This window comes from Nitrospirota bacterium, from assembly GCA_030684575.1.
Taxonomy (GTDB): Bacteria; Nitrospirota; Nitrospiria; order Nitrospirales; family Nitrospiraceae; genus Palsa-1315.
Genome location: JAUXVD010000018.1, coordinates 69877 through 91337, shown reverse-complemented (window position 1 = coordinate 91337; position 21461 = coordinate 69877). Strand labels below are relative to the sequence as shown.

Below are 21461 nucleotides of genomic sequence, written 5' to 3'. Positions count from 1 at the left end.
TAACATGTCACGCCTTCAGGGCAAGGCGAGGAGTGGTGTCTGGCTGTGCATAGGCCGAAAGACCCGCCGGCATTGCGGGAAGAGGCGGTGCGCCGGTCCCTGCATCGCTGAGCGTCTTGACTTGAACGGCTACCTGCCTCCAGGAGCTATTCAAATCGGTCAACAGGGTACGGACCCTCTCCAGCGGTTCCGGCTTCCGCGCAAGGTGCCCCTTGACCAGCTCCTCGTGCATATGGAGGTAGAGCCGGTCGAGGTTCCGTGCGATCACGCCACCTTCTTCGAGATTGAGCGACTTGCGCAGCTCGCCGATGATGGCCAAGGCTCGATAGATGGCAATACCGGAGGACAGCGTATTCTGCTTGTCGGTCTCCTGTATCGCCTGCCCGATCCGATAAATCGCCCCTTCGTACAGCAGTACGATGATCTGGGCCGGATCGGACTGGGTCACATTGCCCGTCATGTACATCGCGATGGCATTGGGGTTACTCGACAGGCTCACACGCGTTCCTCCTTCAATACGTCGAACGGTTATTTTCCTGATCCAAACGTGGGCAGCTTCGCCACGACGCTGCTCAAATAATTGCTCGTCGTCCGAAACTTATTGAGCAGCGACTCCAATCGAACGAGTTGCTCTCGGAATCGCTGTCCCTCTTGATCGATACGGGCATTAAACTTATCGATATCCTTCGTGATCCGATCCACAGTTCCTTGCAGCCCGTTTGATTTTGCAGCCAGGATGCCGACGGAGGGATCCGTATAAGTGGCCAGGGATGAGACGAGCCGGTCCCCGACTCCCCTTGTGACATCGATGGCGCCGAACAGACCGGTCAATGTGCTTTCCGAGCTGATCGCCAGACCGTCTTCGGCGAATCCTGACTTACTGGTCAGCACATTGCCTTTGCCGGTCGCCGGACGGTCGTTGATCGTGCCCGCGATGTCGGTTCCTTGCGCCGTGAGTCCGACCGACCCAATGCCGGTTTGCATCACGCCTGCCTGGTCGGAGACCATGCTAAAACGGACATCTGCGCCATAGTCCTTTGAGGTGATTTTGACCCGACCGCTGTCATTGGAGGCCGAAAGACCGGCTCCATTTGTGGCAAACGCGCTGTTCAAGGCGCTGACGATGTCGTTGATTCTCTGGCCTGCACTGAGGGTCACACTGAAGGATGAGGAGCTCGGAATCGTAGCCGTGTAGTCGCCGCTGTAGGTAAAACTTAACGCTTCAGGAAGCGTCAATCCGGTTGCGGATAGGTCCTGAAAGTTTAGATCCGTGGCGCCACCGAGGGAGGCCTTCTGAGGTGCCGCGGTGATATTGAGCCCATAACGTCCGGCAGCGGTCTTGACCGTCAGTCCGGCAAAGGAAATAGCACTATTGCTGGGCGTGCCGATTCCCAGAAAAATCCGTCGCACCCCCTCAGGATCCGAGCTGGCAGCAGAGGATAACGTCGCCTCGTCGACTGCCAATGCGCCGGTCTTGCTGTTGGACGTGATTCCGATCTGAGACATGTTGGCTTTGCCCGTAGTGAGGCCGGGAATCTGGCCACTCACGATGTCTTTCAGCTGACGTTGTATCCCGCGCAGGGCCGTGTCTCCGAGCAAGGGACTCGCTTGGCTGCCGGTTGAACTGAAATTGAGCTGCCCATTGAGGAAGGTATTGAAATCATTGTACGCATTCACAAAGTTCTTGATCTTATCCACGACGCCTGAGGCATTCGACGAGATCGCAACCGTGACGGCATTCGCCGTATCCGCTTGCAAGAGATTCAAGGTCACGCCTTGAATGATGTCCGTGATCCTGTTGGACGATTTGGTATAGGTGGTACCGTCCACGACCACCACAGCATCTTGTCCGGCTTGAAGGATGGGTGCGAATACATCCACGGAAAACCGGTCGCCCGAGGCCAGGGTGCCGGTCGCCCCGAAGTCGATCTGAACGCCCTCGTTCGTGGTCCCGGTACCGTCGATCGCGGTCGCGGCTGTGGCAGCCACGATACCGGCCCCGGAGGTCCCGGTCCCGGCTGCCCCATCGTACGCAACGCCCCCATAGCCCAAGTAGGTGAGACCGCCGTCGATGGAGTATTTATAGGTTGCGGCGCCCGGCGCCCCGTCTGTCACGGCCTGGATCAGGAAGGTCTTACTCGTCGAGCCGGTATAATTGTTGCCGGCATTCGAGGTAATCGTACCGGCGAAGCTATTTCCGGTCACGGCATAGGCTGCCTCAACCTTCTTATTGGCAAAATCCAGCGACGTGTCGTTGTTCGTAATAGTGATGTTGTTCGAGACACCGCCCTCATTGGCGGCGAGTACCAGCCGGTAGGGATTGGATCCCGTCCCGTCGTTGATGATCGTGGCGATCACACTGCCGCCCAAGGTGTTGATCCCGTCCCGTAGCGTCTGCAACGTCGTGCTGGACGTCACGGGGACGGTGTATTCCGTCCCGGAATTGCCGACTTTAAAGCGGAAGGTCCCATCTGCTCCCGCAACAGCCGACGTGTTCTGATCGACGAATCCATCGGCCGCCACCTTGGCGCCCTGAGCCAGCTGTTTCACCGACACAGCATAGGTCCCCTTCGCTGCCGTGCTGTTGGCGGTCGCAGACAGGAGCGAGATGCCGGTCGTGGTCTTCCCGACAGACACGGTATTGGTATTAAAGTTGGCCGGATTGTTGACGGAACTGGCCACGGCGAGCAGGGTGGAGAGTTTGATGCTGACGCTCTGCACCGCGGTAATTTCTTTCTGGTAGGTCGCCTGCCTGGACTGTAGCAGTACGACGGGACGGCGCTGGGAGTCCTGCACTTGCTGGATGAGCTGGTCGAAATTGATCCCGGAGGATAATCCTGTCGAGGTAATGCCCATGTTTGCTCCCTTCCCTGAGTCTTTATCGGCAGGAAGCGAAGAAACTTAAGGGATTAGCCACTATGCGAGACGGGCTGGACGAGCAGTACAAACAAGATTGACGAAGGTTCGAGGTCCGAAGCTCGAGGTTTTCTGCGCGTCGATGGCGAACATCTGGGGAAAATTTTGCCTACACAGCAGGATGCTCACAACGCTCACCGACAAGGCCGCCTAGCCAACGATGAACGTGGACGGATGCGCGCTGGACAGACGACATGCCGGTCTCCACGGCCGGCATTCAGCATTCATCGCTCACCGATCAGCGGTTCCAGAATGGTAACCTGTCCAGCATCCTGCTTACACGACCCTATCGACCCTCGGGCCGATCAGTCTCCGGATCACGTCGGACGCAGCCTGCATTTCTTTGGCGGGAATTTCTCTGATGACCACTCTGGTTTGCGGATCGACGATCGTGGCGGTGATTTCATCTGTCTCAGGATTCACACGGAACTGGAAGTCGTACGTCGCCGCCGCAACGACCGGCGCATGTTTTACGGTTGGCGAGGGCTTCGCCTCCGGAACATTGGCGCGCTCGATCGGACGAGTCTGAATGGCGACCGGGATATTACTATCAATTTTGTCAACCATGGTTGAACCTCATGATGCAGAAGAGCGGAGGCGCGGGCTGACTCGCCCGCGCCTCCTCCCTGTCTGACTTGCTACTTCAGAAGCTGTAACGCGATCTGCGAGGTGCTGTTCGCCTGCGACAGAATCGCCGTGCCGGCCTGCACCAGAATCTGGTTTCGCGTGAATTGCGCCGTTTCGTAGGCGAAGTCCGCATCCTTGATTCGAGCCGCCGCCGCCTCTTGATTTTCCGCAGAAACGTTCAGGGCTTGCGTGGTCAGGTCCAGCCGGGCCTGCAAAGCTCCAACGTCAGACCGGACCTTGCTGATCTGCGCAAGGGCCGCATCCAGAGACATGATCGCCGTATTGGCTCCGGCTTGGGTGCCGATATCCATCACGGCCAATGAATTTTCGAGGTCCGTCGTATAGGGCACGCCCGTGGAGGCAGACCCGATGTCCGTGGTCCTCCCGGTGAAACTGACGTCCGACTGCGACGTCATCCTGACGGCGCCCCTGTACATGTTGACTCCCTGGCTGGCTGCGGTGACCGTAGCCGCCTCAGACGTCCCGACGAAGGCGGAAATATTCCGCCCGTCCGCGGCCGTCAAAATTAATGCCCCTCCGGTACTCACACTCGCGGTGACCCCCGTGGAAGCCGTCTTGGCATTGATCGCCGCACGTAAGACGCCCGTGCTATCGCCTGCGAGGATGTTCGTCGTCGCATCGATCGCGAAGCCGTTGATGAAGAGTGCATTGGCCGAGAGCGTACCGGCCACCACACCGGTTAGTTGGGAAAATACGTTCGGAACGGCCACCGCGGCCACCCCAGTCTTACCTCTGACGTTGTTGATGGCCGCGGCCTTTGAGATGGCGCCGGACTGGCCGTTGTAGGTGCTGACCTCGCTCGTCGCGTTACCGGACCCGACAACTTGGCTTGCCAATCCGATGCTGCTGAATTGGGACCCCATCGAGACGTTCGCGGTATTGCTGTAGGCCAATTTGATATCGGTGCCCTTGGCTGCGACTAACGCATAGGTGGAGCCGTCGGCGTTCTGCCGCGCGGTCACATTCGTGATTCCCGCCGCGTTGATCTTCGCCACAAAGGCCGAGACGAACTGGCTATTCGTCGAATAAGGCGAACTGGTTCCGGAAGCGGCAGAGAGACCATCCACAGTTGCGAGGCTGGTGATCGCCGTGCCATTGATGTATAAGGCTCCGACGCCAGAGGCTAATTGGTTTGCGATGTTTCCGGTCGTCGCAGAGGTACCCATCGATGCAGTTGCGCCGGAGGCTCCGACCGTCCCATCCCCTAACCGCAACGTGCCACCGGTACTGTTGTAAAACAGCTCCAGCACCGAGACCTGGTCGTCCGTGCCGGCAGTCGCCCCAACCAACTGGCCGTTGATATTGAATTCCCCGGCCGTGATGTTCCCATACCCGCTCTGTTGGCTCCCCCCGGCCGAGCCGATCCCATTATCGATATCCACGGAGAAGGCCGCAAACTTTCCGAGCTGGGCCGCGCGAACATCGCCCAACGAAAAGGAGATCGTCTGGTCGGCGTTGGCGCCCACCTGGATTTTCCCGGATGAGAACGAACCGTCCAACAACGAAGACCCGTTGAATTCCGTCGTGCTGGCCAGACGATTCAGTTCCGCGACCAGCAATTTGGATTCACCACCCAACGTCGCACGATCTTGAGCGGTGTTCGTATCGCTGGCCGCCTGCACGGCTAGTTCACGCAACCGGCCGATGATGTTGGTAGCGACGTTGAAGGCTCCTTCCGCCGTATTGACCAAAGACCCGGCATCGCCGGCGTTCCGCACGGCCACGCGAAGGCCCCGTGACTGCATGTTCAACTTAGTCGCGATCGACAGTCCGGCTGCGTCGTCCGCAGACCGGTTGACCCGAAGACCTGAGGACAAACGCTCCAACGACTTGGCCAGCATGTCGTTGCTGTTACCCAAATTCCGTTGCGCCGTTAAGCTGGGGATGTTGGTATTGACTGTTAACGCCATTGGAAATTCCTCCGTGACTGATACCGTACAAGAACATTAAAATGCCGCAACATCCATGTCGTCGGCCTGATGGGTGTCATCTCATTGCACCGGGACCTGCTCGCCTGTTGCCTCCTTTCCCTGTGTTCATGAGTTTGCATGGACTGTGTATCGGACAATGGCCTGGCGAACTTTAGAGGCGTCTGGGCCTAGTGCACGGTTGTGTCGGTTCGTGACGGTTGGTGCAGATTCGTCGATCGGGGCGTGAGACGCGAAGGTGACGCCTTGCTCGAAGGCCTGGTTCGAGTTTCTGGTTTCGTGGTTTTTCGTATCGAGGAAATGGAAAAACAGCTGGCAGGATGCTCAAAACGTTCGTCCAGCAAGGCCGCAGGCGACATTCTCACACAGGGGTGGCTAGGATGATCCCAATTGCGCGCGTCCAACGAGGGTCTTCTGAGGCCGCGCGTTGCGCGAGCACAGGGATCGTCCTAGCCACCCCGCCTATTTTCAGCAGACTGAGAGGTCGAGGAGATTGGCGGCTAGATAGCGGTGATACGTGAGGGCCGGATCAAAACTGTAGAATACAACGAGCACTCGACCTCCCTCCAGATCGAGAAATGCCGGATAACCGGCTTCAAATTCATGTTGATATGAATGGCCTTGGGGATCGTCGAGTAATCGATGTGCAGTCCATGTCGCGCCGAAATCCTGGCTCAGACTGATCCCGACGCCTGGCGCCGCAAGCCGTTGGGGATTTCCCATGTGGTTCCGATATCCAAGTAGGAGCAGTCCTGATTCCGTCAGATGGAGCGAGGGAGAGGTGCCCCACAGAGGCATCGGCTGAGGTGAGGACCAGATATGGCCGCCATCAGAAGACAGGCTCTGGAACAGTTGTCGCACATCCGGTCCCACTCCCTGCTGACGCAGAACGGCCATAACATGCCCGTCAGGAAGCTCCACCAACGACGCCTCATTGAAACCCGCACAATGCACGATCTCGTCCTGAGGCTGTGGGACCTTCGTATTGGGGTCGTATCCTATGGTGACGTGCTCTCCCCATGTCTGGCCGCCGTCTCGGGAACGGACCAGGCCTGTCCGCCAAGGCTCATTGGATTGCCGCTTCCCCCAGACCGGACAGAGGAGATCTCCATTGCTCAGCTCGATAATTTTCCCATAGGCAAAGGGCTCGATCACTTCGGTATGGATCGGGACCGGATCTGACCATGTTGTTCCATGGTCGTGGGAACGCAATATCAAGAGATCGGCTTCATGCTGGTCCCATTTACGAGTGATCCTGGTATCGCAGCAGGGATAGAGGACCGTGCCATCCTTGAGAGTGGTCAGACCCACCGACAGGTTGATACAACCGTCCGGCTTCTTTGAACACACCAGAGTGACAGGGCGGTCCCAGGTCCGGCCCTCGTCCCTGGAACGAATCAGAAACGCTTCTCCGCCAGGCTGGCAATCGAACTGGGTGCAGAAACTGACGAAGAGATCCCCGTTCGCCGCCCTCGTGAGACCTGGAAACAAGGCCTCATCCTGACGCCCCTTATAGACGACGAATGTCTCAAGAACGGCAAGGGGCAAAGGCTGTGAACCAGGCGGTTTCATGATGCCTTACCAGACAGAATGCAAAAGAGGTCAGCCCCCTGAGCAGGAACGACTGTACCAAACGCGATACCACCGCTTTTCAAAATCTTGAATCCGGATTTCTCCAGACAATATTGCAATCCATTGAACGTGGGAATCCCCTGTACATAGTCTCCGTAGCGGCTAAAATACGAATTGCCCTGACTCTCATCGTAATAGGACGAATACCCCTGATGACAGGTAATGACGAATACCCCGTCGTCTTTCAGCATTTTCCGCACTTTCAAGAAGCTCTTTTGCAGATCGTGCAAGTAGTACAGCATGTCTAACATGGAGATCAGTTTATACTTACCGCTCAGCAATTTTCGTGGCACGTCGTCCGGGAATGCCCCATGGGATACCTGTAACCCCTTACTGCGCGCAAATGCAGCGGCTTCCTGATGCGCCTCCAATCCATACGAATCGAACCCCAGCGCCTCGTAGAGATAGGTGTGCCTGCCGCACCAGGTTCCGATATCGAGCGCCCGCCCTTTTCTCTCGACACCTTCCAGTAAGCGGACAAGAGGATTTTGTTCTGTAAATCCGACGCGAGGATTGCCGAACGAACGAGCAACACCATCTGCCCCTACGCCGTGCTGCGCAATATACTCGTTCGACTCGTTGACGCCCAACCGCTGATCCGAATAGAGCAGCCCACAGTCGTCGCACCTCATAATATTGCGAGATTCACCATTGCTGACCCGCAACGGTTGCTTCTCGCGATAACACGTCGCTTGGGTATGATGACAAAAGGGACAGCCGACGAGCATGGATGACCTATTGTTTCGTTTGACGTTTCATCTTTCACGACTATTGGGTGGTCGCCATGGCAACCTGTCGTTGATAGAGGGCCGCGATTTGTAGCATGAGGTCCGTCCGATTGGGCACCAAGCGAAGCATCTTCTCGTAACAGCTTCCCGCTTCCAGATAGGCTCCACGTTTCAGATAGAGGCGCGCCAGTTTTTCATAGGCGTCGAGGTCATCTTCTTCCAAACGGCAGGCCTCGGAAAAGAAGGCCTCGGCTTGATCCTCAGACCCTTGTTCTAAGGCCAAGTCCCCCATCGCCTTATATAGGTCTGCGCGGGTCGGATCGAGCGCCAGGGCCTGTTCCCAGGCTTCGACCACGCCATCCGGCGGTTCCAGCTTCAACCTGGCATGGCCCAGCTTCGCATAACCTTCGGCAGTCGGGTGCTTCAAGACCGCTTGCGCTAACAGGGAAACAGCCCGCCGATAATCTTTCGTCCGGTAATAGAACCATCCGGCCTCTTCAAGGGATTCTGTTCGGACCTTCCCTTCGAACTCTGCTTTCAAACGAGCCGTGCGTGCCTCCCAAGCCTGGTGCTTCGCCTGTGCATCTCGCACCAATCCATCCAGCTTACGATCGGTACGCACGAGCCCTCTCAACCGCTCTAATATGGCGAGGGCCTCACCCGTCCGATTGCCGTCCAGGAACAGACGTGCGGCAAACTTTAAGGTCGGCACATGATCGGAATTGCGCGCCAAGGCCTCCTGAACGGACTGAAGCGCCTCTCTCCCGTAATCGATCTTGCCGTAGGCAAGTCCACGCTGATACCAATCTTCCGCTGTCGCATCGGAACCAAGCGGCTGCAGCGCCAACTCATGGGCACGCTTCAGACGATCAATCAACCGATCGAGCGGCTTTTTAAAATTCGCTGCGGCACGGGCGACACTGGGGTAGTACACCGCGGCTCGCTCCACCTGTTTTGTAATCTTCTGATCTGTGTCCTCAATCTCGTCGATCGTCTCCACATCATGCTGCATCATGTACAGCTCCAGCGCATAGTTCTGCTCCCCCATGAGATAGAGAGCCCGTCCATGGCTGTCCATCTGTTGAGTGAGCCGTTCGGCCGTCTCCGAGAGCCTGCAGAACTGTTCATCCTCCATCTCGCCTTTATCGATTTTGACCTTTAACTTCCTCGACACCGATACGACGTCCCGGCATTCCTTCGTGATGCAACCAAGCTCCGAACTAATGAAGTCCGTCTCCCTCAGCAACTCCGCCGTTCGCGCACTCTCCACCGTCCTGGCTGCGTCCCGCAACATCCCCTTGATGTTCAACGGAGGGAGGTTGCAGTATTCGTCAATGACCTCGCGTAAACGCATGGGACGGGCACCCTGCTTTTTCGCTCCGGCTTCGGTCGCGTCGATAATGGTCGCCTGAGTCTCCTTGAAGGCCTTCTCAAAATAGTAGATGGCATGTTTGAAGGAGGTCATGCTGCCGACCGGTTCACCGAAGATGTCCTCAATGGTGTCCATCTCAGTGGTATTGATATCCCACAGGGACAGGTCGCTCGCGTGCACCTGATTCTTCGGAAAGGCCAGATCCTGCCCGATGAACACAATCGGGTCGCATCCCATATGCCGCGCAAGGAAGAACGACATATGCGCCACCGTCGTGCCGCACGAGAGGGCCCCCTTACCCTCCAGATACTGCATGAGCCATGCAGGGATCCGGTTCGGCACCCATGACGAGGTGAACCGTGGCCCCTGAAAGGCACGAATACTTTCGTAATAACCTCCAGGGTGATAGACGAGCGAGATATCCTGATCGATCGGCACGTTGGCGAACTTTTGAAAATTCACCTGATTGAAATCGATCGTGGTCACGATATCCGGCTTGATGCCCAACGGCAGCAGTAGCCGCAGCGCCGTATCGACCGCAATGATCACCGCCCGCCCCTGCAACTCTCGAAGCAGATGAATATTCTTTTCCAGCGAGGGACCAGCCGCGACCAGCACCGCCGGTCTCCCCTGGAATAAGTTCTCCAGCTGCTTGACGCCGGACGACCGCAAGACATCAGGGAAATTCAACAGGACATTTTCCATCATGCGCGCTCCGGCCTTCAGGGTCGTGTTCCGGTTCAACACGATCGCCATCGATTCCTTGTGCGCAATCTGCGTCAGCCTCTCGTAGATGTCAGGATAGAGTCGAATGGAAGGGCCATAGGAAATCACGTCGACCTTGGCGGTCATAAACTTGACCGACAGTCTATGAATCCAGCTTGGCAGATCGATCTCAGCGTCGACCAGAATTCGGATGTAATCCGATTCCAACACCGTGGTGAGATCCGTCTGTGTCAACGCGATTTTCAGCATAGCCGGGTCCGCTTCGCAGATGATGATCGGATGTTTCTTTTCTACCTTCTTCGCCAGCTCCATGGCCAAGTATCCCAGCCCGAACCCGAGCAGGATCGACCCATTCGCAGCTTTCATTTCCTGCTTTTCAGCCGAGCGGACGGCGCTGCCGATCGGGTCTTCGATGTTATGGAGCAGGACCTGTTCACCGGATGGCCGCGTGACCCTCGCAGTCATCACCTCAGGCTGATGGGACGGAACAACTTCGATATGGCTGCAATCGAGGTCGCTGCGCATGAGCGCCGCCAACTCAGGATCGCGAGTGTCCATGATGGCGAGGTTCTGTTCGAGGAAGCTCATGGGAGAATCCTTTCGATAAGACTATGCCGTGAGGGCGGCACGATGGGGGCTCGGACGCCTGACTCTTTCGGGAAATACTGTTTGCAACATTTGGAGAATCGACCGCCGCCCCAAAGGGAGATCGCGCCGGGAGTCGTATCCGGCCGTCGGTGCCGGTTGGGCGCCTTCATAGGTGCGGCGCTTCAGGCCTCGATGGGGGATTTCGATGTGCGGCGGGATGATGAACATCTCGTCCACCTCCAAGGCGATCGACGATTCATCTTCCGTCATGAGGAGTTCGTACATCTTTTCTCCAGGCCTGATCCCCACGATCTTTCGTTCGACGGCCGCGGGATCGAAGCCCTGATCTGGCGAAAAATGTTGAATGACCGCCTCAGCCAGGTCCCCCATACGCAACACCGGCATCTTCAAGATGAAAATCTCCCCTCCGACCATGCGGTTCATCGCCTTGAAAACCAGACTCACGGCTTGCGGAATCGACAAGAAGAAGCGAGTCATATCCGGATCGGTAATCGTCACCGGCTGGCCTTTGACGATCTGGTCGATCCAGGCTGGTACGACGGAGCCACGGGACCCCAACACGTTGCCGAACCGGACACAGGCGAATTTGGTCCCGCTGACACCGGCATAGTGGTGCGCGCTCGTGAATAGTTTTTCCGCCAGCAATTTGGTCGCGCCCATCACGTTCATCGGATTCACGGCCTTGTCCGTGCTGATCGCAATGACCTGTTTCACTTTATTCGTGATGGCGGCGTTAATGACGTTCTGCGCGCCGATGACGTTGGACTCGATGGCCTCGAAGGCGTTGAACTCACAGAGGGGCACATGTTTCATCGCGGCGACGTGAAAAATGACGTCCGCTTCGACCGACGCGCGGTTCAACCGTTCGGGGTCTCGCACATCCCCGATGAAACAGACGAGGTTCGGCAAACGGCCCAGTTCCTGGATCAACTGATATTGCATGTGCTCGCTGCGGGACAACACCCGGACCATCTTGGGATCGTAGGTAAGAAGTTGTCGCACGATCTCAGACCCGATGGAACCGGTCCCCCCGGTCACGAGAATGGTCTTACCTTCGATGAACTGCCTCATGCCGCCACCTCATGATGAACGGTGAGCGTCTGCGCACGAAGGATTGCGCGCAATCCTTCATCCAACGTGGTCGTGGCCTTCCAGGCCAACAAAGCCACCGCCCGCTCGATTGATACCGTATTGCGCCGCTCACCGCCTGTATGTTCCGGGCAATATTGTCCGACGGCGGGAAGCTCCAGCACTTCTTCAATATGGCGCAAGAGCGTAATCACGCTGGTGGGCACGCCTGATCCGATGTTGACGCGGTCGACCCAGTGAGGCACCGTCAGGGCCTTCGTAAACGCCGCAGCCACATCCTTCACATAGACAAAGTCTCTGGTTTGCGCCCCATCGGCATCGATGGAGATGCGTTGCCGGTTGCGGATACAGTTCAAGAGATAGGGAATCAATCCCTTGGTCTGAGCCGGGCCATACACGTTCGACAGTCTGAAACACATCACCTCTGTCGTCGGACTGAGCAGCGAGCAGAGGATGTCTTCCGCCGCACATTTCATGGTGGCGTAGGGGGAGAAGGGGTGACAGGGACTCTCTTCCGTGGCATTGAGGACATCGCCATACACAAGCGCGGAGGAGGCATGGATCACGCGCGGCACACCCTGCCGAAGACAGGCCTGTGCCAGATTGAGCGTCCCTCTCACGTTGACGTCCAGATACCGATCCACCGGACCTTCGACTTGCCCGGTCAGATTGATCATCACCTCACAGCCGTGCAAGAGACCATCGAGCGCTGCGGGATCGAAGATGTCCCCTTGTATCGACTCGACATGGTCAAGACCCTTCAGCCATGAGGGCTGGGTGCGATGCACGAGCGCTCTGACCGGCTGCGCGGTCAGGGCTTCAAGCACATGCCTGCCGATAAATCCTGTCCCCCCGATCACTGCGATAGTCTGGTTCGCCATCGTAAAACCTTTTCTGAATGAGGTTATCCAGCGATACGGTCTTTAAAATACGAACAATGCGTTCTGCCGAATGGCCATCACCATAGGGATTCACCCGTTCTGCAACCTTGGCCTTGAAGGCGTCGTCGTAGAGGGCCACATCCAGCGCCTGTTTAATGGCCTCGCGGTCATTGCCCGCATCCAAGACGTTACAGGGCCGTTCACGCCCCTGCTGCCTGCTGCCGATGTTCACGGTCGGCACACCCAGGCTCGCGGTTTCGTGGATCCCGCTGCTGGAGTTCCCGACGAGCGCCGCCGCATACCTGACCAGATTCACGAACCCCTCAGGAGGCAGACTGCGCACGACGGCGATGCGGCTCTGCTTGATGTGCTGGATGATCTGTTGTGCGCCGGCATCGTTATTCGGATAGATGAGCACGCCTTGGATCCGCATCTCTTGCACGGCAGCCAGGGTCTCCTGGATCTGCTCTCCCGCCTGCATAACTTCCGTCGTGACCGGATGCTGCAGGATGACGACATAGGGCTGTTCCGGATCGAGCCCATGAGCTGCTAGCACCTCAGACTTGGAGACGACGGGCGTGTGCAAGACCACATCCAAGGAAGGGCAACCGACGACGAAGACAGATTTCGGATGTTCTCCCATACGGATCAAACGCTGAGCCGCGTCCTCTGTGGCGGGAAAATGCAGATGGGCGAATTTCGACATGGCATGACGAAGCGACTCGTCGATGCTGCCCGTGACTTCTCCGCCTTGAATATGGGCCACCGGGATGTTCATGTGCGCGCCGGCCACGGTTGCCGCAAAATTGGCTCCGATATCAAATCCCGACAGGATGATGTCCGGGCGGAGCCGCTCGAACAGATCGACCAACCCGGGAAGCACCCGACCGATAGCCCTGGTCATCTCTGCCCCTGTGTCCGGCGCCTGGTCCAGAAACATCGGGATCGTCGCTTCAATGGTAAAGCCGTCCCGCTTGATTACGTCAATGTCGCGGCCATGCTCCGCCATCAAAGAGATGCCGGTCACGATCAGTTTGTAATCGAGATCCGGGTCCTCTCGGATCAACTCAAGAATCGGCTTGAACCGGCTGTAGTCCGCACGGCGTTCGGTGACAATAGCGATGGTACGCATACAGATGCTCCCTCCAAACTCGCTTACTACCCTTTTAGTGATGGGGACTGATGGATCTTCGACTGCGCGCGTGCAACGAGGCCCTTCCGAGGGCGCGCGTTGCGCGAGCACAGAAGATCATCAGTCTCTATCACCCGACTTCGTTCCACTTGATCTGGTGATCCGGTTGCATCGACACCTTCGCAACCCGACCGAGCAGTTTTTTATACTCACGCGCGGGGATCTCCCCGTCTGCGGGACGCTTGACCCAGAGATTGTCTCCCGTGAACCGTTCCCCGACGGCGACCGGTTTGATGACGACGACAGAAGCACGGGCGAATCCCAGCACCGGACGCTCCTTGCCCAAGATGGCTTTCTCTGAGCCGAGAGCCTGATAGACGGCATCCGCCCCCTTCACGAGTTCTCTCAGTTCATGCGGTTCGAGGGAGAGGCCCTGATCAGGCCCCGGCAACTGACGGCTGGTCGTGAAATGCTTCTCCAGCACGCAGGCGCCTTTCGCCACTGCGCCGAGCGCGGTGTAGATACCGACCGAATGATCGGAAAGGCCGACCGGCACGCCGAACCGTTCTCGCAACACCTGGATGGCCCCCAACTTCACATCCGCATAGGCCGTCGGATAGGTGGAGGTGCATTGCAACAGGATCAACGGCACGTCGTAGCGCTCGATGAGATTCACCGTCTCTGCAATCTCGTCCAACTCGGTCATGCCGGTCGAGACGATCATCGGCAGCCCCTTCTTCGCGACATGTTCGATGAGCGGAAGATTCGTGATCTCGCCTGAGCCGATTTTGTAGGCCGGAATCCCCAATTCCTCCAGTTGATCGGCCGCCTCCCGTGAAAATGGAGTGGACAGGAACAGGATCCCCACCTCGTCGCAGAGCCGCTTCACCGCCCGTTCCTCCACCGCCGTCAATTCACAACGCTGGATGATGTCCCACAGCGGTTCCTTGCTGATGGCGCCGGGCGTCATCTGCGTGTGGATCATCTCCTTACCGGTAAGATGTGTTTGGAACTTGATGCAGTGCGCGCCGGCCTCTTTCGCCGCATGCACCATCTGCTTGGCCAGGTTCACGTCTCCGTTATGATTGATGCCGACTTCGGCAATGACGAACGGCGGCTGGCCATCTCCGATTTCACGCCCACCGATTCTGATGCTCTGCAATTTCGTCCTACATACGGTTGTCATAGATGCCTCCTACGCTGCCGTGACCAGTTTCCGTTCCAGTTGCACGAGCTGTATCAGTGGCGGAGCCGCTTCGCCTTTCGCCTTGGCTGCCAACACTTCCTTGGCAAACTTGGGTTCGCCATGAATAGAGCGCCAGTAGACCTCGTATTCTTTGATTCGCTTGACGTCGTGCTGGAGCATCAATTCACGAAGTCCGAGTAATTCGACCGCATTGAAGTTATGGCAGATCACCGCCGTAATCTTCGTGGCATCCCCGACATCCAGGATGAAGGCCTCCAAGCTGCCCCCGTACTGTTCCAAAATCCTGTCCTTGTAGGTGTAGTACCACTCGGACCCTGGATAGGGCGTCGCAAAGAACGGCTTGACCATGATGCCGATCCGGTCCCAAAAGGCCATGTTGTCATAGAGGCTGTCGAAGAACTCATCGGGGAAGCCGACGATCTGGTTGGGAATCGGTCTGATACCGGCTTCCATCGTAATCTTCAAACAACGTTCATTCGTCTTGACCGTCGCACCCTTGCCGATCGTCTTGAGTACGCGGTCAGAAAACGATTCCAAACCATAATCCAGATAGGTACAGCCTGCCTTGTGCATGGCCTGCAACACCTCCGGATAGGCCAGCGTCGCATGGCTGGTCCCGCCCCAATGGACGCCGTCGCAGGTCTTGGGATCATGGGGTACGCCGTCCCTCACACAGGTCGGCTGGAGCCCGGCCTTGATCCAGAGGTCGCAGATCTCGAACAGCCACTTCTTCTTCGTCGACACATGCATGGTCATGAGGTTCTCGTCGAGGAACGAGACGAAATCAACGTTGAAACGGTCCTTCATATACTTCACTTGCCGGACCACGAACTCAGGGCTATGCCAGCGGATATTGCGGTCGTTGTTGAACACGACGTCGCCGCCATCCGCCTGCTCCTGATCCGTATATTTCATGTCGCCGGTCAGCCCGAGATGGAAGCAGAACTTGCAGATAAGGGAGCAACCGTAGGACATATTGATGTCCAGCCGCCGCTTCGCCAGCATCGCTTCTTCCGACAAGAGAATGCAGGAGTTCTTGAAGTAGATGTCGAGCGGAAACAGTTCGTACATCGGGAATGGCAAGCTGTCGATATCTTGAAGCAGCGGCCGTTCTTCATTGAGCTTGATCTCGCCCTGTTCGTTGCGCCAGATGATACCCTGGACATCGGACCAATCGCTCGTCCGGTCCCGGCCTTCGTCGATCTTTTTCAGGATCTCCGGGAAGGTGATCACACCCTCCCCGACGCCTCCGATATCGACTTGAGGACAAAACCCCATGATGTCACGAGGCATGGCGGTCAAGGCGCCGCCGCCCATCAGAATGAGCGCATTGGGCGCATACTGCTTAGCCAACTCCACGCTCTTCTTCATGTAGCCATAGGCGGTCGTGATGCCGCCGGTGGCAATCGCATCCCAACTATCCGCTTTGATGGCATCGATCAGTTCTTCGTCGGTCGGACGCCAGCCGTTGGCGTCGAACACCTGGATCTCATGTCCTTCCCGATTCGCCACCGCGGCGATCAGTGCCAACCCATAGGGCACATGCCGGGGATCGTCTTCGGCGCGAATCACGGGATTGATAATCAGAACTTTGGCCATATGCTTCTCCTTAGCTTTCCACCTTCAGCCTTCAGCCTTCTTTCAGCTGACGGCTGAGAGCTGACAGCTTCCCTGCTGTTCCTTGATGAACTGATCCAGCGCCATCCATTCGATACCTTCGCCGATCAACGTGCCGCCTTCCGTGCAGTTATAGGCAGTCCATCCCGATTGCTTCACCACATCCAGAAAACATTGCCGATACCAGTAATAGGTCGGGTCGGTGTACCAGGTTTCGTTGAGGTAGGGATTATGGATCTCGATGTAGGCTTCGTTCAGGCGATCTTTCGGATAGAACTTGATCAACTCATGGTAGTACTGGGTCTTGGACAGCGGCGTACCTGGGGCATAACCGAGGTCCATGCCCACGAAGGCCACGGGAGACTTCTCTAAAATGGCGTTGGCGAAAATCCACGCGGACGCGCCGCCGTTGCCACCGGTCACCATGCAGGGCATGCCCGTCAAATCGTAGAGACGCCTGGTATGGCTGTCCGGCGCATCGTAGTCGTCGCAGATCGGATTCCACCAATAGAGCGGCATCCCTGCTTCGCGGCAACGGGCTACCACGTTCGGCGCCACACAGGTCGCCATGATGACCTTGATCTTGTGGCCATGTTCATTGACCAGCCGGATCAATTCATCGTTACGCTCACGCTCTTTGGTATTCAGCGCCGGATCCAGATCCTGCCGGCGAAAGTAATCGTCGTCCGCCCGCTTGGCCAGATCCGGATCTCCAAACCACCGGATGATCCAGGTCGGGTGGGGATCGACGCAGACGACATAATCGGGAATCACTCCGTTTCGGAGGCAATGGCCCATCGCCCCATCGGCGACGACCAGCGTGCCGCGGTAGTTGAGTTGCTTGATCTTCTGGATGGTTTCGCGCCGATGCAAGCTCGGTCCTGCCGCCATGCTGATCGCCGATGTGCCCTTCTCAGGACTGCTGGGCGGTAAATCCAGAACCGTCTGCTTCATATAAGGCAGGTTCTGCTTCGCATGGGCAAAGCCGATCTCCGCCGTCTTCTGAAACGTCGCTTGGGCCACGAGATCCATGCAGGCTCGATCCAGACTACTTTTCATTGCCGGTCCCCTTGCTTGAGCTTGCCGCCTTATCTCCAGTCCAGAGCACGTTCTTGCCCTTCATGACGAAGGCGATGCTGCCGCCGAGCTTTCCCATCGCGCGGCGCTCGAACTCGGATACCTGCGCCTGATGCGCGCCTTCGGCCTTCTCACGCTCGGTCGCATCAGCCTGGCCCGGCTTCGCGTTCGCTGCCTCTTGTCCCGGTACGGTATAGTTGCCGATCAATTTCGCCATGATCTAGGCCCTCACTTTCATCAGTTCGTTTGCCATTGCTTCTGCCGTCACAAAGTCCACCGGTTCGTCGATATCGACCGACCGCTCCCGCGACATGATCACCATCCCGCTATGGGGCCCGGTAATGAGATTCTGGTCCATCAGGACCGCCCGTCTCGTCGCCCAGACCGCGCCATTCGGGATGTAGAGCTTCGGCAGTTTTTGACTGATCCCGGCGTCTCCCTGGACCAGAGTGCCGGTGAACGGCACGGCCAGCACCCCGTTGAGCCGGTACATCCATTCAGGCCGTTCATGCACCTCACAGACCGTCAGCACCGTGTCCAGATCCGTCTCCAGCATCTTGGCGATACAGGCATCGATATCCTCACTCGTGCAAAAGGGCGTCGTCGGCTGCATCGTCAAGGCGATCTTGACCTGGTAGCCCTGCGCCTCGACAAACTGCACGGCATGCTGCGTCACCAGTTCGGAGGCCACGTCTTCCGACAAATCGGCGGGCCGCATGAAGGGGACCTCCGCCCCGTACTCGCGCGCGATTCGCGCAATCTCCGGATGGTCCGTCGAAACGATCACACGGTCGAGCAACCGGCTCTCGACCGCCGCCTCCACCATGTAGGAAATCAGCGGCCGCCCGGCGAGCATCTTGATGTTCTTCAGGGGAATACGCTTGGAACCTCCTCGCGCATGAATGACACCAATCACTCCCTGTGATTCGCTAGATCGTCGCTTCATGACTCTGCTCCTTCAGTTCGGGGATGGATTCGACCACTTTCTCAAACGCATGGATGATGTCGTCCATGTCCGCGGTCGTCGCGGGCGGACGCACGACGAAGGTCCAGAGCGCCGATTGGGCACAGAGGTCTTCGGCGACGGGACAGAGCCCCTTGGCATAGGACACGGTCCCTTGATAGAGATGGCAGGTGAAGGGGCAGCCCTGTTTGCCGTAAGCCATCCGCTCTTGGAACAAGGGATTGTGATAGAGCGGCCTGGGATAACCGGACCCGGCAGGAATGCCTTCGGCGACGAGCGCCTGGATAAATCGTTGCCGGGGAATACCGATCCGCTGTTCATCGTAGGTCATGCCGAATACGTGATAGACGTGATGGGTCTGTGACGGTTCGACCGGATAGCGGAGTCCCGCCACCACCGGAAGCCGATCGAGCAGATAGCGGGCCAACATCCGCCGATGGTCGTTCAGGCCATCCAGCTTCTTCAATTGAACCAGCCCGATCGCCGCCTCGATTTCCGTCATGCGGTAATTCCACCCGATCGTCTGCGCCAGATATTTGCGAGCCTCCCCGGCAATCACGGTCTCTCCATGGTTCCGTACCATGCGCGACTGTTCGGCCAGTTCAGGATCGTTCGTGATGAGCATTCCGCCTTCTCCGGTCATCATGTTCTTGCTTTCCTGGAAGCTGAACACGGCGCAATCCCCCATGGTCCCGACCAGGCGGCCCTTGTACTTCGCCCCAGGCGCCTGCGCGCAATCCTCGATTACTTTCAGGTTGTGCTTGCGCGCGATCGCCATGATCTGGTCCATCTCTGCCGGGTGGCCCAACAGATGTACGGGAATAACGGCTTTGGTACGCGGCGTGATCGCCGCCTCGAACGAGCGGGGGTCCATACAAAACGTGACCGGATCGACGTCGGCAAACACGGGAATGGCATTGTGGTGCAACACCGCAGTCGCGGTGGCCGTAAATGTATAGGGCGGCACGATGACTTCGTCGCCGGGGCCAGCGCCACAGGCAGCCACGGCGGCATGCAGACCGGATGTCGCCGAGTTGAAGGCGACGCCGAAGGTCATCGCATGATAGGCCGCAAAGGCCGCCTCGAAGGCTTGCACCCGTTCACCACCCAAGAAGCCCTGCCGGCTGGCAGAGAAACTCGACAGGTGTCCAGAGTCCATGACCTCCATCACCGCTTTCTTTTCTTCATCCCCGATGGTGGGGTATGGAGGAAAAGGCTTGCTGCGGACCGGCGCCCCTCCCAGGATCGCTAACTTGCTGGCTGTGGCGGTACTCTTCACTGGTGTCTCCTCCTTACGTTCGACAGATCGATACTGAGTTCACGAGAGGCAACTCCACGCGGCTGTTGCCCTGCGCCACCGACTCGCGAAGCGCGCAGGCAATATCCACTGCCGCAAGGCCGTCCGGCCCGCTGCATGCCGGTCGTTGTCCATTGCCGATACAGTCAATGACGTCGCGCATCGCGGTCACGAGCCGACTCACGAGCGGGTGGCTCCCCTCGCTCGTCCGCCCGATCTCGTCGTCCTTCGCCAGCTCTCGATAACCGGAATAGCGAGGACTCTCTTTGAATCGCCACAGATCTATCGCCGCTCCATCTCCGGACAGGCGCAACCGTCCGGCGCTGCCGACAAGATCCAGTTCAAATACATGGTTGGTCCGGTCCCAGCCGGAAATGATGGAGCCAGTGGCGCCTGAGCAAAACTGCAGTTGCCCGGACAGACTCCCCTCTTCGTCCGACGCCATGGTCGCGTTCCACGACTGCCCACAGACCCATTGGACGTCTCCACCGAAGAACCGCATGAGATCGAAGAGATGCGTGCCCATCGTGAAGACTTTTCCAGGGTAGTACCCGACGATCGCTTCGATGCGACCGATCGCGCCCTCCTCCACCAGCTGTTTCGCTCGCACATAGATCGGTTCCCAACGCCTCGTATGGTTGACGGCTAACGACACCCCGGCGGATTGACAGATCTCGACCATCTCCGCTGCCTGTTCCGGTGTCGCCGCCAAGGGTTTTTCACAAAAGACCGCGCGGACCCCGGCATGCACCGCAGCAAGAACCATCTCATGATGCAGCGCAGTCGGAGTGCAGACACTCACAACATCCAAGCGCTCCGCTTTCAACATGTCCCGATAGTCATGGTAGGCCTTGGCGCCTGCACTCCGTTTGAGGAAGCTGTTCCTCCGCCCGGCATCTGAATCGGCGCCTGCCGCCAGCACCACATCCGGCAGCGCCAGGTACGCACCCGTATGACTCCAGATCTCCTTGCGCTTGAGATCCTCATCGAACAGATTGCCGATCTGGCCTAAGCCAATGATCCCTGCGCGATACTGCGGCTGTGTGGGTTCAAAGGGTGACAACGGCGATTCCTTTCTTGGAGAGATGGCGAAGCTGCCAATGGATGTCGTCAGTCTGACCGGATGACGCAATGAGCACCGCGTCCGGCCGGCATGATTCAATACTGTCGGGTGGGCATACGGTCAATTCTCCGAATCGTTGCTGATGTTTGGCCACATCGTTATCCACCCAGCCGACGATACGCATGGGCGTGGATTTCACGGCGCTATAGATCAACTCGCCTGTCTCCGCAGCCCCGAAGACCACGACCGCTTGAATGCCTTCTTTCCAGAGTTGATGGAGCCGCTTCTCGACTTCGGTTTTGGCGATCGAATACATGCGCGCAATCTCACTCGCATACTCCCGCATCAACGTCGCTAACCTGGTGCGGCCGGTGGCTGTCACGAGGTATCGCATGCTTCGATTCGTCTCGCCGCTCGTCATGACATAGCCATGGTCCACCAGGGCCTGTACGTAGTTATGCGCCATGGCGCTACTGACGCCGATTTGTTTGCCCAGTTCCTGTTGGCTGATCTGCTCGGTTTCCACCAATGACCATAAGGCCAGCAGTTCTCGCCTCGCGGGGGTGGGTCTGTAA

At 57.7% G+C, this 21461-nt stretch carries 18 protein-coding genes; all 18 read right to left on the bottom strand.

Annotated features, from left to right (window positions below; all coding sequences use genetic code 11):
* Nucleotides 1-7: 7 nt before the first annotated feature.
* The gene (fliS, locus tag Q8N00_13390; protein ID MDP2383786.1) at nucleotides 8-499 is read right to left on the bottom strand and encodes a flagellar export chaperone FliS; all 492 of its coding nucleotides are present in this window, start codon (nucleotides 497-499) and stop codon (nucleotides 8-10) included.
* 29 nt (nucleotides 500-528) lie between these two features.
* Nucleotides 529-2856: a flagellar filament capping protein FliD gene (fliD, locus tag Q8N00_13385; protein MDP2383785.1), complete on the bottom strand. Its 2328-nt coding sequence runs from the start codon at nucleotides 2854-2856 to the stop codon at nucleotides 529-531.
* Nucleotides 2857-3192: 336 nt separating this feature from the next.
* On the bottom strand, nucleotides 3193-3483 hold the full coding sequence (locus Q8N00_13380) for a flagellar protein FlaG (protein MDP2383784.1): 291 nt from the start codon (nucleotides 3481-3483) through the stop codon (nucleotides 3193-3195).
* A gap of 71 nt (nucleotides 3484-3554) precedes the next feature.
* Nucleotides 3555-5474 (bottom strand): flagellin, encoded by a 1920-nt coding sequence (locus tag Q8N00_13375; GenBank protein MDP2383783.1) that lies wholly within the window; start codon nucleotides 5472-5474, stop codon nucleotides 3555-3557.
* A 486-nt stretch (nucleotides 5475-5960) separates the two neighbouring features.
* Nucleotides 5961-7064, bottom strand: coding sequence for a sialidase family protein (locus Q8N00_13370; GenBank protein ID MDP2383782.1), 1104 nt, complete (start codon nucleotides 7062-7064; stop codon nucleotides 5961-5963).
* Nucleotides 7061-7756, bottom strand: a complete 696-nt coding sequence (locus Q8N00_13365) for a methyltransferase domain-containing protein (protein MDP2383781.1) — start codon at nucleotides 7754-7756, stop codon at nucleotides 7061-7063. The genes Q8N00_13370 and Q8N00_13365 overlap by 4 nt, the downstream gene beginning before the upstream one ends.
* 136 nt (nucleotides 7757-7892) lie before the next feature.
* The gene (locus Q8N00_13360) at nucleotides 7893-10538 is read right to left on the bottom strand and encodes a DUF115 domain-containing protein (protein ID MDP2383780.1); all 2646 of its coding nucleotides are present in this window, start codon (nucleotides 10536-10538) and stop codon (nucleotides 7893-7895) included.
* A 21-nt stretch (nucleotides 10539-10559) separates the two neighbouring features.
* Nucleotides 10560-11630: a polysaccharide biosynthesis protein gene (locus Q8N00_13355; protein MDP2383779.1), complete on the bottom strand. Its 1071-nt coding sequence runs from the start codon at nucleotides 11628-11630 to the stop codon at nucleotides 10560-10562.
* On the bottom strand, nucleotides 11627-12529 hold the full coding sequence (locus Q8N00_13350) for an NAD(P)-dependent oxidoreductase (protein ID MDP2383778.1): 903 nt from the start codon (nucleotides 12527-12529) through the stop codon (nucleotides 11627-11629). Before Q8N00_13350 ends, Q8N00_13355 begins: the two co-directional genes overlap by 4 nt.
* Entirely contained in the window at nucleotides 12468-13661 is a 1194-nt protein-coding gene (gene neuC / locus Q8N00_13345; GenBank protein MDP2383777.1) for a UDP-N-acetylglucosamine 2-epimerase, read from the bottom strand. Before neuC ends, Q8N00_13350 begins: the two co-directional genes overlap by 62 nt.
* Before the next feature lie 130 nt (nucleotides 13662-13791).
* Nucleotides 13792-14847 carry an N-acetylneuraminate synthase family protein gene (locus tag Q8N00_13340; GenBank protein MDP2383776.1) on the bottom strand — a complete coding sequence of 352 codons (1056 nt, stop codon included), beginning with the start codon at nucleotides 14845-14847 and terminating at the stop codon, nucleotides 13792-13794.
* A 9-nt stretch (nucleotides 14848-14856) separates the two neighbouring features.
* The gene (locus Q8N00_13335; GenBank protein ID MDP2383775.1) at nucleotides 14857-16467 is read right to left on the bottom strand and encodes a radical SAM protein; all 1611 of its coding nucleotides are present in this window, start codon (nucleotides 16465-16467) and stop codon (nucleotides 14857-14859) included.
* Nucleotides 16468-16509: 42 nt separating this feature from the next.
* On the bottom strand, nucleotides 16510-17544 hold the full coding sequence (locus tag Q8N00_13330) for a DUF115 domain-containing protein (GenBank protein ID MDP2383774.1): 1035 nt from the start codon (nucleotides 17542-17544) through the stop codon (nucleotides 16510-16512).
* A complete protein-coding gene (locus tag Q8N00_13325) occupies nucleotides 17534-17779 on the bottom strand; it encodes a hypothetical protein (protein ID MDP2383773.1) in 246 nt (81 codons plus the stop codon). Before Q8N00_13325 ends, Q8N00_13330 begins: the two co-directional genes overlap by 11 nt.
* A gap of 3 nt (nucleotides 17780-17782) precedes the next feature.
* Complete coding sequence (locus Q8N00_13320; GenBank protein MDP2383772.1) at nucleotides 17783-18508, bottom strand: acylneuraminate cytidylyltransferase family protein; 726 nt, start codon at nucleotides 18506-18508, stop codon at nucleotides 17783-17785.
* Nucleotides 18492-19805: a DegT/DnrJ/EryC1/StrS family aminotransferase gene (locus Q8N00_13315; protein MDP2383771.1), complete on the bottom strand. Its 1314-nt coding sequence runs from the start codon at nucleotides 19803-19805 to the stop codon at nucleotides 18492-18494. The genes Q8N00_13320 and Q8N00_13315 overlap by 17 nt, the downstream gene beginning before the upstream one ends.
* 13 nt (nucleotides 19806-19818) lie before the next feature.
* A complete protein-coding gene (locus Q8N00_13310) occupies nucleotides 19819-20886 on the bottom strand; it encodes a Gfo/Idh/MocA family oxidoreductase (protein MDP2383770.1) in 1068 nt (355 codons plus the stop codon).
* Complete coding sequence (locus Q8N00_13305; protein MDP2383769.1) at nucleotides 20873-21412, bottom strand: hypothetical protein; 540 nt, start codon at nucleotides 21410-21412, stop codon at nucleotides 20873-20875. Before Q8N00_13305 ends, Q8N00_13310 begins: the two co-directional genes overlap by 14 nt.
* Nucleotides 21413-21461 lie beyond the last annotated feature (49 nt).

What these genes read in the sequence shown, in the direction of transcription:
- Q8N00_13375 (MDP2383783.1), bottom strand. Translation starts at nt 5,474, where the DNA reads ATGGCGTTAACAGTCAATACCAACATCCCCAGCTTAACGGCGCAACGG.
- Q8N00_13350 (MDP2383778.1), bottom strand. Translation starts at nt 12,529, where the DNA reads ATGGCGAACCAGACTATCGCAGTGATCGGGGGGACAGGATTTATCGGC.
- Q8N00_13325 (MDP2383773.1), bottom strand. Translation starts at nt 17,779, where the DNA reads ATGGCGAAATTGATCGGCAACTATACCGTACCGGGACAAGAGGCAGCG.
- Q8N00_13380 (MDP2383784.1), bottom strand. Translation starts at nt 3,483, where the DNA reads ATGGTTGACAAAATTGATAGTAATATCCCGGTCGCCATTCAGACTCGT.
- fliD (MDP2383785.1), bottom strand. Translation starts at nt 2,856, where the DNA reads ATGGGCATTACCTCGACAGGATTATCCTCCGGGATCAATTTCGACCAG.
- Q8N00_13370 (MDP2383782.1), bottom strand. Translation starts at nt 7,064, where the DNA reads ATGAAACCGCCTGGTTCACAGCCTTTGCCCCTTGCCGTTCTTGAGACA.
- Q8N00_13355 (MDP2383779.1), bottom strand. Translation starts at nt 11,630, where the DNA reads ATGAGGCAGTTCATCGAAGGTAAGACCATTCTCGTGACCGGGGGGACC.
- Q8N00_13335 (MDP2383775.1), bottom strand. Translation starts at nt 16,467, where the DNA reads ATGGCCAAAGTTCTGATTATCAATCCCGTGATTCGCGCCGAAGACGAT.
- Q8N00_13365 (MDP2383781.1), bottom strand. Translation starts at nt 7,756, where the DNA reads ATGAGGTGCGACGACTGTGGGCTGCTCTATTCGGATCAGCGGTTGGGC.
- Q8N00_13330 (MDP2383774.1), bottom strand. Translation starts at nt 17,544, where the DNA reads ATGAAAAGTAGTCTGGATCGAGCCTGCATGGATCTCGTGGCCCAAGCG.
- neuC (MDP2383777.1), bottom strand. Translation starts at nt 13,661, where the DNA reads ATGCGTACCATCGCTATTGTCACCGAACGCCGTGCGGACTACAGCCGG.
- Q8N00_13340 (MDP2383776.1), bottom strand. Translation starts at nt 14,847, where the DNA reads ATGACAACCGTATGTAGGACGAAATTGCAGAGCATCAGAATCGGTGGG.
- Q8N00_13320 (MDP2383772.1), bottom strand. Translation starts at nt 18,508, where the DNA reads ATGAAGCGACGATCTAGCGAATCACAGGGAGTGATTGGTGTCATTCAT.
- Q8N00_13360 (MDP2383780.1), bottom strand. Translation starts at nt 10,538, where the DNA reads ATGAGCTTCCTCGAACAGAACCTCGCCATCATGGACACTCGCGATCCT.